Annotated in this window: 12 protein-coding genes; 2 read left to right on the forward strand and 10 right to left on the reverse strand. The window is 48.6% G+C overall.

Going from position 1 to position 13,174, the window contains the following annotated elements; all coding sequences use genetic code 11:
- Positions 1 to 17 precede the first annotated feature (17 nt).
- The gene (locus tag M3202_RS10175; protein ID WP_251223233.1) at positions 18 to 1,565 is read right to left on the reverse strand and encodes a response regulator transcription factor; all 1,548 of its coding nucleotides are present in this window, start codon (positions 1,563 to 1,565) and stop codon (positions 18 to 20) included.
- The gene (locus M3202_RS10180) at positions 1,562 to 3,346 is read right to left on the reverse strand and encodes a sensor histidine kinase (RefSeq protein ID WP_251223234.1); all 1,785 of its coding nucleotides are present in this window, start codon (positions 3,344 to 3,346) and stop codon (positions 1,562 to 1,564) included. Before M3202_RS10180 ends, M3202_RS10175 begins: the two co-directional genes overlap by 4 nt.
- A 332-nt stretch (positions 3,347 to 3,678) precedes the next feature.
- Here M3202_RS10180 and M3202_RS10185 point away from each other — a divergent pair, with 332 nt between their 5' ends.
- On the forward strand, positions 3,679 to 4,890 hold the full coding sequence (locus M3202_RS10185; RefSeq protein WP_251223235.1) for an MFS transporter: 1,212 nt from the start codon (positions 3,679 to 3,681) through the stop codon (positions 4,888 to 4,890).
- Positions 4,891 to 5,112: 222 nt separating this feature from the next.
- Here M3202_RS10185 and M3202_RS10190 read toward each other — a convergent pair whose 3' ends face one another.
- The 7 genes from M3202_RS10190 to M3202_RS10220 all read right to left on the reverse strand — a co-directional run bounded on the left by M3202_RS10190 (position 5,113) and on the right by M3202_RS10220 (position 10,886).
- Positions 5,113 to 6,150, reverse strand: coding sequence for an LLM class flavin-dependent oxidoreductase (locus M3202_RS10190; RefSeq protein ID WP_251223236.1), 1,038 nt, complete (start codon positions 6,148 to 6,150; stop codon positions 5,113 to 5,115).
- A 114-nt stretch (positions 6,151 to 6,264) separates the two neighbouring features.
- Complete coding sequence (gene pdaA, locus M3202_RS10195; RefSeq protein WP_251223237.1) at positions 6,265 to 7,071, reverse strand: delta-lactam-biosynthetic de-N-acetylase; 807 nt, start codon at positions 7,069 to 7,071, stop codon at positions 6,265 to 6,267.
- Between the two features lie 63 nt (positions 7,072 to 7,134).
- Positions 7,135 to 7,539 carry a hypothetical protein gene (locus tag M3202_RS10200; protein ID WP_251223238.1) on the reverse strand — a complete coding sequence of 135 codons (405 nt, stop codon included), beginning with the start codon at positions 7,537 to 7,539 and terminating at the stop codon, positions 7,135 to 7,137.
- 153 nt (positions 7,540 to 7,692) lie between these two features.
- Positions 7,693 to 8,115: a hypothetical protein gene (locus tag M3202_RS10205; RefSeq protein WP_251223239.1), complete on the reverse strand. Its 423-nt coding sequence runs from the start codon at positions 8,113 to 8,115 to the stop codon at positions 7,693 to 7,695.
- Positions 8,116 to 8,200: 85 nt separating this feature from the next.
- Positions 8,201 to 9,745 carry a fumarate hydratase gene (locus M3202_RS10210; protein ID WP_251223240.1) on the reverse strand — a complete coding sequence of 515 codons (1,545 nt, stop codon included), beginning with the start codon at positions 9,743 to 9,745 and terminating at the stop codon, positions 8,201 to 8,203.
- A gap of 299 nt (positions 9,746 to 10,044) precedes the next feature.
- Complete coding sequence (locus tag M3202_RS10215) at positions 10,045 to 10,683, reverse strand: histidine phosphatase family protein (protein ID WP_251223241.1); 639 nt, start codon at positions 10,681 to 10,683, stop codon at positions 10,045 to 10,047.
- A gap of 14 nt (positions 10,684 to 10,697) precedes the next feature.
- Positions 10,698 to 10,886, reverse strand: coding sequence for an SE1561 family protein (locus M3202_RS10220; protein ID WP_251195157.1), 189 nt, complete (start codon positions 10,884 to 10,886; stop codon positions 10,698 to 10,700).
- Between the two features lie 158 nt (positions 10,887 to 11,044).
- On the opposite strand from M3202_RS10220, the gene yfkAB reads away from it, so the two are divergent.
- A complete protein-coding gene (gene yfkAB, locus M3202_RS10225) occupies positions 11,045 to 12,157 on the forward strand; it encodes a radical SAM/CxCxxxxC motif protein YfkAB (RefSeq protein WP_349775615.1) in 1,113 nt (370 codons plus the stop codon).
- A 165-nt stretch (positions 12,158 to 12,322) separates the two neighbouring features.
- Here the strand turns inward: yfkAB and M3202_RS10230 are convergent, their stop codons facing one another.
- On the reverse strand, positions 12,323 to 13,126 hold the full coding sequence (locus tag M3202_RS10230) for a YfkD famly protein (protein ID WP_251195153.1): 804 nt from the start codon (positions 13,124 to 13,126) through the stop codon (positions 12,323 to 12,325).
- Between the last annotated feature and the right edge of the window lie 48 nt (positions 13,127 to 13,174).

Below are 13,174 nucleotides of genomic sequence, written 5' to 3' on the forward strand. Positions count from 1 at the left end.
TAGTGAGCTACCTTTAATTAATCTATACGTTTCTTGAAAATATCCTGCTTTTGTTTGCGGTAGTGATTTGGCGAGCAGTTAAGCGCTTTCCGAAAAACCGTCGAGAAATAATTAGGATCATCATAGCCAACCATTCTTGCAATTTCAGTCACTTTGATTTTCGTATTGGATAACAGCAGCTCAGCCTTCTTAATTCTGACTTTTGTTAAATAGCTCGTAAACGTCTCTCCGGTACTTTTCTTGAACAGCTCGCTCAAATATTTAGGTGATAAGTAAACAGACGCCGCTGCATCGGAGAGCTGGCACGCCTCCATGTAGTGCTGATTCATATAGTCGATCACACGGTCGATAATCGATTCACTTCTTTCCGCCTTCCACTGTTCAAGCCGCTTTTGAAAATCGGCCAGATAACGTTGCACCCACTCTTTGACCTGCTCTTTATTCTTGCTTTCATTAAGCGTTGCAATCTCTTCAATCATGTTAAACGATAAAGGAAACTGAAATTCCTTTTCGGAAATGGAATGGAGGGCATAGACGAGTGAATAGGCTTCAATCTTAACCGTTGCCAAAGAATGCTCCTCATACTTTTTGATCATGTCGTCGACAAGCGCGACAAAATGAGCGATTTCCCCGACCATTAATGGGGCCAGCAGCTTCGCTTTCAATTCTTGAATGGTCGGGTTATGCTTCAAATAGGCAGCTACGTCTTCACTCGCCGCGGCGTCCGGTGATGAATCAAAGCCCGCTTTGTAGAAGCGGCTGTACAGTCTCGTAATATCCTCCAAGCGGCTAAGCTCCCCGACATGATGAATAGAGACCGAGATTTCCAATAATGCTTCAATCTTGCTCTGCAATTCATCGAGCCGGACAGCATTCAATTCCCGGCGGGACAGCATGAAGACAAAGGTGTCATATTCAACCGGGATGAGCGACTTGCCAGATTGATCAAGCCCTGCTAATTCTTCGACAATGTTGATTAATGAAAATTGAACGAGTCGCAAATCATCCGGCTTGGAAACGACAAAATGCGGTGAGAAATCCGTCACTTTTACAAGCAGGAATTCCGCCTTGGCATATTTCGTTTCAACGGCATTCGCCATTTGCGGATCATAAGGCAGCCGCAAACATAATGAGCGGATAATCATCCGTTCATTTATTTTTTCCTGCTTGGCAGCCTGCGCTTTCTGCTCGAGCAGCTCCTCGCGAACCAATTTGAGAAGCTCGGCGACTTCGTCAGGCGGACATGGCTTCAGCAGAAAATCAGTCACTTTATATTTAACAGCTGCCTGGGCATAGTCAAAATCTTTATAGGCTGTTAAAATCACGACCCGTGTATCCTGCTTATTTTCATAGACATGCTTCGCCAGCTCAATTCCATTCATCCGTGGCATTCGAATATCGGTAATGATCAGATCAGGTGAAAGCTCTTCCATTTTCTGAATCGCTTCTTCCCCATTTCCCGCTTCTCCTACAACAGACCAACCGCCGTTAGCCTCCTCAATCATTTTGACCAACGTCTTGCGTATCACTCTTTCGTCGTCGACAACCATGACTGTACTGTTCATGACACATCCCTCTTTTCAACCAGATGATAATCGCCTTCAAATGGCAATGTCATCCGCACTTTTGTTCCTTTTCCTTCCTCACTTTCAATCTCTAAAAAGCTCCCTTCACCATACACAAGCTCAATCCGGCGAATGACATTATGAATCCCGATTCTTTTTTTCGTATCCGCCATACTTGAAGTGTTTTTCCCCAATATTCTCGCTACGGTTTCTTGTTTCATCCCGCAGCCATTATCCGAGATCTCGATAATCAGATGCCCCTCCTGCTTGAAACCGCGGATGCTGATGCGTTTTTCATCCTGGTCGTAAAATCCATGGACAAACGCATTCTCGACAATCGGCTGGAGCAATAAGCGTAAAATATGGCATGACTGCACCTCTTCATCAATGTCAATCTTGATCTCCAGCTCCTCCTCATAACGCGCCTTTTGCAGCAGCAAATAATTTTGAATTTGTTTGATTTCATCCTTCAAGGTTGACCTTGTGCTGGCTGGTTCTAGCGAATAGCGGAGCATTTGCGATAACGAAACGATTAAATCGGCATTTTCGTAGTCATCCTGTAAATACAATTTACTGCGCAGCATGTCGAGCGTATTGTATAAAAAATGCGGGTTCAGTTGGGCCTGCAATGCGGTAAGCTCGGCCTCACGCTGCATCAGCTGCTTTTCATAAACGTCTTCGATCAGCTTGCTGACATGCTCCGTCATGGAATTAAAGCTGTTGCCGATATACGATAATTCATCGCTCGAATGAACTTCAATCCGGTAATCCAGCTGTCCCTCGCGAACCCGCCTCATGCCGTTTAGCAGCCGTTTAATCGGGCGGAGCAGACGGTGGCTCGTAAACAGAATCAGCAGGACCGCAATGAAAATGCTTACAATTCCACTTACGACAATGACATTAAAAATCATTTTACTCTTTTCATGAAGCTTGGCCATCGAGCTGTGACTGGATAAAATGAAACCCGTTTTCTCAGATTGAACCGTTGCTCCCAAATAACGGGTGCCATTCACTTCCTCTTTGAAAACAGTCGATAACTGCGAGCCATTCCCGCTTCCACCGGTCATCTCTTTATCCGTATTTTTGTAAATTAGCTCGTGCTCCCCATTGTATAAATAAACTGTATCGCTCTCTTCGACAACAAGCTCGCTTAAAATTGTAAACAAGGAGCGGACATTGAGAACAATGACGAGCATCCCTTCATCCTCAAGACGGTTGCTCTTAATTTTGCGCGTGGCGATAATCACGTCCTGATTCCGTCCTTCATACGTCGTCAAATTATCACTCATCCAGATCATTTCTCCGTCTGTGCTCTCCAGTTTATTTTTCACCTTTTGATAAAGCTGGCGATTTAACTCCTTGAATTGATACGAGTGCGTAGGCTTGTACTGCTGGCCGGCATTATTGTAAATATGAACGGAATAGACGTCCGTATTGTCAAGCAGCATTTTGTTCAGCACTTGATCAAATGTCATAATATCGTTGTAGCTGACTCCCTCTCCCGAGTTAGAGGCTGACAATAAGTTCTCGACGTTCGGATGGAATAAAATACTGTTTGAAAAACGGTACAGCTCATCCAGTTTCAAATCAATCCGCGCCGACACTTGCTCCACCTTTTGCAAAATTTGATCACTAATTTCCTTCTCCGCGATAGAAAGATGAGTCAAATAAGAAAGATAGCCTGTAATTAGCGAGGAAATTAATAAAATCAATGAAACGCTGACGATCATTTTCGTCTGCAGCCTCATCTTCCCAATCCAGCGATTGACGAATGTTCGCAAACAGATTCGCCTCCTTTTTCGTTTTCAATCACTTTTAAATTTTCGCTTAATTCCGAATGATATCTTCTTAACCCACTGTAACAGTTCTTGTCAAGTTTACCTCTAAGCGGCGAGCAGACTGCGTGGAGGATGAAACCGTAGTGAAACAGCTTGCGGAGACGTCTTCCTTCACTCCCTTTTTTCAATTAATCAAAATAGTTAGACTGATCATAGGGAAACGATTATACTATTATTTATCGGAAAACGAGGGTGTTGGCGTCAGGCGGCAAAGCGTATTTGCCAACGAATCCCTCATGGAAGGAACAACTTTTTTCTAGTAAAGGAGCCTGGCCATGGACGCAATCAACGCTCAGCAAAGGGAGCCGGCTGTTTCAGCGCGGATTATCTTCATCATCGCCACCGCATGCGGCGTAATCGTCGCCAATATTTATTATTCGCAGCCATTAGTCGGTCCGATCAGCACCTCGCTCGGATTGACTTCCGAGGCGGCTGGTCTGATCGTCACACTGACCCAAATCGGCTATGGCCTCGGCTTATTGCTGCTCGTGCCTTTGGGAGATATGGTGGAAAACCGGAAGCTCGTTTCCGGACTATTGTTCTTCACAACCATTGCACTGGCGGTGGCGGGAGTCGCAAAAAGCGTAATTCCTTTTCTCGCTGCTTCCCTCTTAATTGGGCTTGGCTCGGTCGCTGCGCAAATGCTCGTGCCGTTCGCCGCCCATCTATCACCGGAAGCGACGCGCGGCCGTAATGTTGGGAACGTGATGAGCGGGCTGCTGCTCGGCATCATGCTTGCCCGCCCTGTCTCGAGTATGATGGCGGAATATTGGGGCTGGCGCTCCGTCTACTATTTCTCGGCCACGGCCATTCTCGTCTTGGCGGTTATTCTCATTCGGACACTGCCAGTAAGGAAACCGGTGACAACAACAAAGTACCCGCAGCTGCTTGGCTCGATGTTTTATCTGTTAAAGACAACACCAATTTTGCGGCGCAGGGCGATATATCACGCTTGTTTATTTGGAACGTTCAGCCTGTTCTGGACCACGGTTCCTTTGTTATTGACCGGGCCTGTCTTTTCATTCTCCCATCAGGGCGTTGCGCTGTACGCCTTGCTCGGTGTATCCGGAGCGCTTGCCGCACCTGTTGCCGGCCGCCTTGCCGACCGGGGATGGATTCGCCCGGCCACCGGGGTTGCGCTCGTGCTGGTCGTCATATCCATCGTTCTGCCGCTCGTTATCCAAGGCGGTTCAACGTTCGCGCTGATTACGTTAGTGGCAGCGGCTATTTTGCTCGACATGGGGGTTTCAGCGAATTTGGTTCTCGGACAGCGTGCGATCTTTTCATTGAGCGGTGAAATTCGCAGCCGACTTAATGGAATTTTCATGGCGATTTTCTTTGCCGGCGGCGCGATCGGGTCCGCGGTTGGCGGATGGGCCTATGCCCGCGGCGGCTGGGAAACGACCTTACTGATTGGCCTGGCCCTACCGGTACTTGCTTTGATTTATTATGCAGGGGAATTTAGAGGCAAGGGGAAAATTTCTTAAAAGAAGTTACGGAGGAAAAGATATGGAAATTATCGCTATCGCTCTTGTTCTAATTGTCTTTTTTTCTAGCCATCATTGAAAAAAGACTGAAAACGATCGAAAATCAGAACAACCGTGTAATTGAAATTTTGAAGGAAATTAGAGATCAAAATAAGCTTTGATTTTACATAAATCCCCTACCGAAGAAACCCTTCGGTAGGGGATTGGCATAAAACGGAGCCACTACAGCCCCGCCACTTCCTCCCGCACTTTTGGCGCGACTTTCGTACCGAGCAGCTCAATCGCCTTCATGACCTGCTCATGCGGCATCGAGCCGACAGGAACATGGAGCATGAAGCGGGTGATGCCGACGTTCTTGCGGAGGTGAATGATTTTCTCTGCGACGGTGTCCGGATCGCCGACATACAAAGCTCCTTCCAGACTGCGGGCGGCATCGAAGCTCGCCCGCCCATAATGGCCCCAGCCCCGCTCTTTGCCCAGCTTGTTCATCACCAGCTGCGTTGACGGGAAAAAGGCGTCTGCCGCTTCTTCCCGATCCTCGGCAATGAACCCATGTGAGTGAGAAGCGACGGTCAGCTTCGCCGGATCATGACCCGCTTCTGCGGCAGCCTGCTTATAGAGCTGAACGAGCGGCGCGAATTGAAGCGGGCGACCGCCGATGATCGCCAGCACGAGCGGCAGGCCAAGTGTACCGGCGCGGACGACTGACTCGGGATTGCCGCCGCTTCCAATCCAGACAGGCAGCGGATTCTGCACCGGACGCGGATAGACGCCTAAATTGCGGATCGCCGGACGATGCTTGCCCTGCCATGTGACTTTCTCCGATTGACGGATTTGCAGCAGAAGCTCCAGCTTTTCGTCAAACAGCTCATTATAATCGTGCAAATCGTAGCCGAACAGCGGAAACGACTCGATGAAGGAGCCCCGTCCCGCCATAATTTCCGCCCGTCCGTTTGAAATCGCATCAAGCGTGGCAAATTCCTGAAAGACGCGGACAGGGTCATCCGATGAAAGGACGGTGACCGCGCTCGTCAGGCGGATCCGCTTTGTTTGCGAAGCGGCAGCGGCCAGGATGACCGCCGGATTAGAGGCGGCAAAGTCCTCGCGATGATGCTCGCCGACACCGAATACATCAAGACCGACCTGATCGGCGAGGACGATTTCCTCAACGACTTCCCGTATGCGCTCGGCATGACTAATTGTTTTTCCCGTGTTCACATCTGGTGTTGTTTCGACAAATGTACTGATCCCTATTTCCATGAAACGCTCCTCCAACTCCCTGTTCACTTTTTATGAGCAAAGCAACAGTATCGTGATCTTCTCCTGTTTTACATGTATCATATTTTGCCGCATGTTGCCAACGATATCTCTTTATTATCGCGGAAAGGGGAACTGCTGCAGCTGCTTGTCAAGCATCAGGTCGTCAAGACTTTTGAATTCATATCCGAGTTCCCTCGCCTCATCAATCACGCTCGGCAGCGCTTCGGCATTATCGCTTGAGACCGAATGAATCAGCATGATCGCGCCGGGATGAATCCGTTTCATAATTTGATCGTAGGCATACTGGCCGCCCTTTTGCTTGTCGACTTCCCAATCCTTGTAGGCCATTGACCAAAATACATTCGTATAGCCGATTTTTTCCGACAATGCTAACGTCCGCTCACTAAATTCCCCCCGTGGCGGCCGTAAATAATTCATTTCTTTCACACCTGTCAGCTCCGCGAAAGCCTCCTTCACTTTTTGCAGCTCGTCAATCAAACGCCCGTCGCCGACGCTTGGCAGGCTCGGGTGATGCCAGGAATGATTCCCGACGATATGACCTTCAGCCACCATACGCTGGACCAGCTCCGGCGCGGTTTCCAAATAATGCCCCGTCACAAAAAAAGTCGCCGGCACCTGCTTTTCCTGCAACACGTCAAGCACCTTTTCGGTATAGCCGTTTTCATAGCCATTATCGAATGTCAAATAGAGCTCTTTTTTCGTCGTATCGCCGATAAAGACGCCATTTGTATCCTCCAGCAATTTTTCAAAAACAGGTTCGGTTGTGACCGGTTTGTTGTCTTTTTCCGGCTTATAGCTCCAGTTATACGTTTTGTTGCTATAAGCGAGCGCCGGCTCGATGCTCGTTGCGCACACGAACGCCAGCATGAGGAAAAGAAGAACGATGATTTTTCTCGGCATGATGTATCAATCTCCCTCATTTTTTTGTTAGTGTGGCACTTGCGGAAATGGTTTATGTATGGCTCAACGTCTAATCTGATAATACGTGTATAACGCGACCAATGAGCCAAGCGCCAGCAGACGCCGCTGTTCACTCATAGCTGGATCGAGATCAATAATATCGGCCCCATTTGAAAATAATTCCATCGCTTCGGTCGGCACTCCGCCTGTTCTGACAAAAAGCGATTGCTGGTGTGATTCCTTGTCTATTACCTTAAATTCCAAGGCGCCGATCCCGCCGTTTAATGCCGCAATCTGTTCTCCACGATAATGGATTTGAACGTCAAAGCGCGAAAAAGCACGCCAATTATGAGTGAAATAACCGATTTCTTCTCCAGCCTCATCAAGCAGAACGAACGGCGCTGACATCCCCGCTTTTTTCAGCAGCATCAGCTGACGCTCCGGATCAATCTGAAATGTCATCTTCACAGGAAACAGCATGCTCAACCCGATCAAACGGAAAAGCCCGCTCCAAAAGAGGCCACTGAAAAACTTCCTTTTTCGTAAACTCAAAGAAGAGTAATGGCTTCGCACGTTGCGCGCCTTGCTTCGAGACACCCACTCGTAGCAAGGCTTTCAAAATCAGGCAACGGCTACGCTCATTACAAAAAAGCTGCTGAAAAACAAAAATCGTACTTTTTCAGCAGCTTCCTCTTCAACATAGGCGACACGCTTGCCATCCAATGAAAAGAAATGAAAGCGCCGAAGCCAATGCATGTCTGATGTAAACAGAAGACGGCCCGCTGTCAGAAGCGTTTCTTCACTGTCAAACGTGAGCGGATTGATCTCGCGGTTTGCTAAATGTGAAAACCAGGAGGAAAAGCTGTAGCAGATGATCAGGATAAAAACGAAGTAAAGGAGAGCTTGCCCCCCTCTTCCCGCAAAAAAAGTAGCAAAGCCCGTTAAAGCGGCATAGAGAAGCAATAGAACGGACACCCCAAGCATAAAATGACCCGCCCATTTAAGCGCCTTCGCCTGCCTCCTTTGGTAGTCACGGTAATCCAATGTTCCCCCTCCTTACGAAAAAGGGATGCCGCAAAAGGACCAGCCATCGGCCTTTCGGGACATCCCTGAAATTGTTTTCTACCGCTTACTTAAACACCGGCTCTTTAAACTGCTCCAGCTTTTCAAGCGATGTTTTGGCGACATCAGCATGCAGGCTGTTGCCATGCGAATCCATCGTGACAATCGCCGCAAATCCTTCTACTTCAAGGTGCCACATCGCTTCCGGAATCCCGAATTCCATCAGATCAACGCCGTGCACCTTCTTAATACAGTCGGCATAATACTGCGCCGCTCCACCGATCGCGTTTAAGTAAACACCGCCGTGCTCCTCAAGCGCCTTCAGCGTCTTTGGCCCCATTCCGCCTTTACCGATAACAGCGCGGATGCCGAACTTCTTCATAATATCGCCTTGATACGGCTCCTCGCGAATACTTGTCGTCGGGCCGGCTGCTTTCACATGCCACTCGCCCTTGTCATCCTTCAGCATAACCGGACCACAGTGGTAAATGATCTGACCGTCCAAATCAATTGGCGCCTCATGGTCGATCAAGTGATGGTGGATCGCATCACGACCTGTGTGAATCATGCCATTAATAATGACGACATCTCCGACTTTAAGCTCACGGATCTTCTCTTCGGTGATCGGCGCTTCCAGCACAACCTCACGGACTTCGCTCTTCTCCTCGGCAGCAGCGGCCACTTCCTTCGAGGCGACATTCAAATCGACTGTCTCGCCATCCTTGTAAAGCCATTCCTTAATTCCGCCAGTCTCCTGATCAATGACGATGCCCAAACGGCGATATGCCCAGCAGTTGTAGGCAACGGAAACAAAGAAGCTGGCCGGCAGACGGTTCATCGCGCCGATTTTACAGCCGAGCAACGTTGCTTCCCCGCCGAAGCCCATCGTTCCGATGCCAAGCTCATTGGCATGCTCCATGACATAATCCTCAAGCTTGCGCAGTTCTTCATTCGGATTGACATCATCCACCGTGCGAAACAGCTGTTCTTTGGCAAGAGAGTAGCTGGAAGTCCGGTCTCCCCCGATGCCGACGCCGATAAAGCCCGCGCTGCACCCCTGGCCCTGCGCCTGATAGACAGAGTGCATAATGCATTTGCGGATCCCATCCAGGTCGCGTCCTGCCCGGCCCAATCCTTCAAGCTCGGCTGGCAGGCTATACTGAATGTTTTTATTCTCACAGCCGCCGCCTTTTAAAATCAAGCGCGCGTCAATATAATCCTTTTCCCATTGTTCAAAGTAAATGACCGGCGTTCCTTCACCGAGATTGTTTCCTGAATTTTTTCCAGTCAATGAATCAACGGAATTGGGGCGAAGCTTTCCATCCGCCGTCGCCTGCTCCATCGCTGCATGAATGGCCCGTTTCACTTCAAGCTGATTCACTCCGACCGGCGTTTTAATTTTAAAGGTCGGCATTCCCGTATCCTGACAAATCGGCGAAATTTTATCATCCGCCATTTCAATATTCTCTGTAATCGTAGAAAGCGATAACGCCGCACGCGTACCTGCGTTTTCCTGCTGCTTTGCTTTCACGATTGCGCGCCGAACATCATTGGGCAAGTTGGTAGACGTTTCGACAATCAATTGGTACATGCTTTCTTGTAGCTTTTGCATTTTCCTCTCCCTTTCCTCTATGTAATCTCCTTAGTCACATTCATCCTCTCCTATTATAATGCTAGTCGAAACATTCCGAAAGGGAAAAGTAGCGGCTTCGTACCCAGGAAAGACTTAACAAGAGGCATGGATAAAAGGTGAAAAACAACCTTTTATCCATGCCTCTCAGCAATGAACGGAGCCCCACGATCTTTCAAATCCCGTTGTGAGTGGGTTTCTCACAAAGGATTGTCGCGAGTGGAGCCATTGTATGCTATCAAGTTACGGGCCATCCTCTTAACAAATCCGGGTTGCCCACGCTATAATAAGCCAATTTTATTGCTCGGTTCGAGCAGAGAGGAGAGATGAATCGTCTGGTTCGTATAGTGGATCACCGGCTTCTGTTCCTTTGTCCATTCCACATGAGTGATGCTTGTATTGCCAATCTGGAACGCCCGGTGCAAAGACGGCCACTGCTCTCCCGCCAGCAAATAAGTGAGCAAAATGCTAATAAAGCCGCCGTGGGAGACGATCGCTATATTGTCGTTCTGATGAGCGAGCAGCAGCTGCTCGACGACAAAGCGGCAGCGCTTTGTAAGCTGCTCCACACTTTCCGTTCCGTCCAATCCTGAGGTTAAAATGGAACGCTCCTTCGTCTCCGGGAAGCGCTCATAAATGTCGGGGCGAGACAGCCCCTGCAGCGGACCTAAGTGAACTTCACGCACCTTTGTCCACTTTCTCACATCGAGGTGATTGCGTGCGGCAATCGCTTTCGCTGTATCATAGGCCCGCGTTAAATCACTGCTGTAAAGATAATCGAGTGCCAGGTTCTCTGAATAGGCGGCGAGCAGCTGCGCCTGCTTGATGCCGAGCTCGGACAGCTCAAAGTCCATCCAGCCCTGAATCTTCCCTTGCCGGTTCCCCATCGACTCTCCGTGACGAATGAAAAAGACATTCATTACCATTCAGCTCCTTATTCAGACCAATCATGTCTGAACTGCTTGCATTTCAGCTCAATCTCATCGAGGATCGCGAGCAGACGGTCGATTTCTTCCACTCCCGCTTCGTCAGGATCAATCGTCTCAAGCATCTGCATGACAAGGTCAAACCGATTTTGTAAATAATGTAATTGTGTTTTTTTATCGTGAATCGCTCCACCCAACTGTGTTCTCTCCTTCGCAAAGCAAGTATCGTATTCAAAGTTTAACAGATTGACCCCGTCTGAACAACGCGGATTGCAGGGTGGAATTTTCACAGGGCAATACGGTATGATAGTGGCATGATGTTTTTCAGCTACAATAAAAAGGAGTACGATGTTTTGTGATTCATACATTACCGGCAATTACCCCAAGCCACGATCCATGGGAAGCTTATCAGGATATGAAAGAATTTGGCCGGCTTACCTTGACGAATATTGAAATAACGACCACTACTTTATGTAATATGCGCTGCGAGCATTGCGCCGTCGGCTATACGCTAACGACAAAGGAAGCCGAGCCGTTGCCGCTTGAGCTGCTGATTAGCCGTCTCGATGAAATCCCGCATTTGCGCGCCTTCAGCATCACCGGCGGAGAGCCGATGCTTTCGCTGAAATCCGTTGAGCAATACGTCGTTCCCCTGCTGAAATATGCCCGCGAACGAGGCGCCCGGACGCAAATCAATTCGAACTTAACGCTCGATTTAAAGCGGTATGAAAAAATTATTCCGTATTTAGATGTACTTCATATTTCTCATAATTATGGCAGCGTTGATGATTTTGCCGACATCGGCTTTGCCGTGATGGACAGAAAGCCAAGCTTCGCCCAGCGCGCGAAGCTGTTTCACCGCATGGTTGACAATGCGAAAGCCCTCACAAGCGAGGGAGTGCTTGTTTCGGCTGAGACGATGCTCAATAAACGGACCTTGCCTCATATTGAAAAAATTCATGAGCAAATTGTGGAGATGGGCTGTCAGCGTCACGAGGTTCATCCAATGTATCCAAGCGACTTCGCCAGTCAGCTTGAGGTCGCCAGTCTCGCTGAAATCCGCGACGGAATCCAGCGTTTGCTCGACGTTCGTGCCAAAGAGGTGTGGATGCTGTTCGGCACATTGCCATTTTACCCGTGCAGCATGAATGAAGAAGATCTCGCTTTGCAAAAGAGGCTCTATGCCGAAGAGAATGTGACCGTACGCAACGACCCTGACGGGCGTTCACGCTTAAACATTAATGTGTTTGACGGCAAGATCATCGTGACTGATTTCGGCGATACGCCGCCATTGGGTGATATCCGCACGACTTCCTTGCCGGAGGCCTTTGAAACGTGGCACCGTTCCACCGTGGCCGCCTCCTTACATTGTCATTGCCCAACCGTCCAATGTCTCGGCCCCAACCTCCTTGTCAAAAACTCCTATTACCAGGACGTTGACTTTACAAAAAAGAAGACGAATCTATAAAGGATTATGGCCGAAGCGAGATCGGAGCTTTTGTATGAATGGAAAAAGTTCATCCCAGTATTTTCAGTAATGCTCTTGCTTATCAGTTACAATTCAAATAGCATGCAAATAACGCTCAGCGGGGAAAGCCTGAGCGTTATTTGTATGTCATTTATTCAAGACAGCTTATCTAGGCTGATTCGCCGACATGAAGGAAAACGAGAGGTGATCCTGTACCGGAATCCACGAGCCGACGCCTTGCTGGGTGACGTTTTTCACTTCAAGCTTCCGCTTTCCGCCTTTAAACGTTAAATACACCTCGCCATATGTCACTTTTCCTTTTTCATTGACCGCCGGCACGAAGCTGTGCAAATAGCCGACCTGCTTCGGCGCGATATTATAGGTGTTGTTTTTCCGCGTTCCCTGCCCGATCACCGTCTCAAACGATAATGGCAAATTCGTATGCTCCGCCGCTTTAATCATCATCATCTTTTTGACGGCTTCACTGTTTGGGATTTTCGCGGTTAAGCCGCCATTGACCTTTTTCTGCTGCTCCTGATGATACGTCAGCTTCTGCGGTGTACGTCCGCCGCGGTTGTCCAAATAGTTCGTGTTGACCTTCTGGTATTCCCAATTCACCTCGGTTCCGGCCGAATCATAGGAAAGCGGCCACTCCCCTAAATAAATGGAGGCCCGGAAGCCAAGTGCTAATTTCGAATCGTTAATCGTCGATTCATTTAAAATCCGGATCAGGTCCGGGTTCTCAATTTTCACCTCTGTCGTCTCCATCAGTTCCTGAGCAAGCGTGCTCGGCTGCAAATATGGCAAGTCCTGAGTAGGATTTGTATACGTGTTTTCCTTGGAAATATTCAACACAGAATTAGGAATTTGAAATGACTGCTTTTCTTGTTTGTCACCTTCGGTAGCCAGCGCATTTCCGAACGGGATGAACAGGCAGACCAGCATGAATACAGCGATAAATCGTTTCATCTTCGAAGCCTCCTTTTAACTTTCAGCTCTCTTTTGTTCATAGTGTGA

This window comes from Halalkalibacter oceani, from assembly GCF_023715605.1.
GTDB lineage: Bacteria > Bacillota > Bacilli > Bacillales > Bacillaceae_D > Halalkalibacter > Halalkalibacter oceani.

What these genes read in the sequence shown, in the direction of transcription:
- pdaA (WP_251223237.1), bottom strand. Translation starts at nt 7,071, where the DNA reads ATGCCGAGAAAAATCATCGTTCTTCTTTTCCTCATGCTGGCGTTCGTG.
- M3202_RS10190 (WP_251223236.1), bottom strand. Translation starts at nt 6,150, where the DNA reads ATGGAAATAGGGATCAGTACATTTGTCGAAACAACACCAGATGTGAAC.
- M3202_RS10175 (WP_251223233.1), bottom strand. Translation starts at nt 1,565, where the DNA reads ATGAACAGTACAGTCATGGTTGTCGACGACGAAAGAGTGATACGCAAG.
- M3202_RS10230 (WP_251195153.1), bottom strand. Translation starts at nt 13,126, where the DNA reads ATGAAACGATTTATCGCTGTATTCATGCTGGTCTGCCTGTTCATCCCG.
- M3202_RS10210 (WP_251223240.1), bottom strand. Translation starts at nt 9,745, where the DNA reads ATGCAAAAGCTACAAGAAAGCATGTACCAATTGATTGTCGAAACGTCT.
- M3202_RS10215 (WP_251223241.1), bottom strand. Translation starts at nt 10,683, where the DNA reads ATGAATGTCTTTTTCATTCGTCACGGAGAGTCGATGGGGAACCGGCAA.
- M3202_RS10185 (WP_251223235.1), top strand. Translation starts at nt 3,679, where the DNA reads ATGGACGCAATCAACGCTCAGCAAAGGGAGCCGGCTGTTTCAGCGCGG.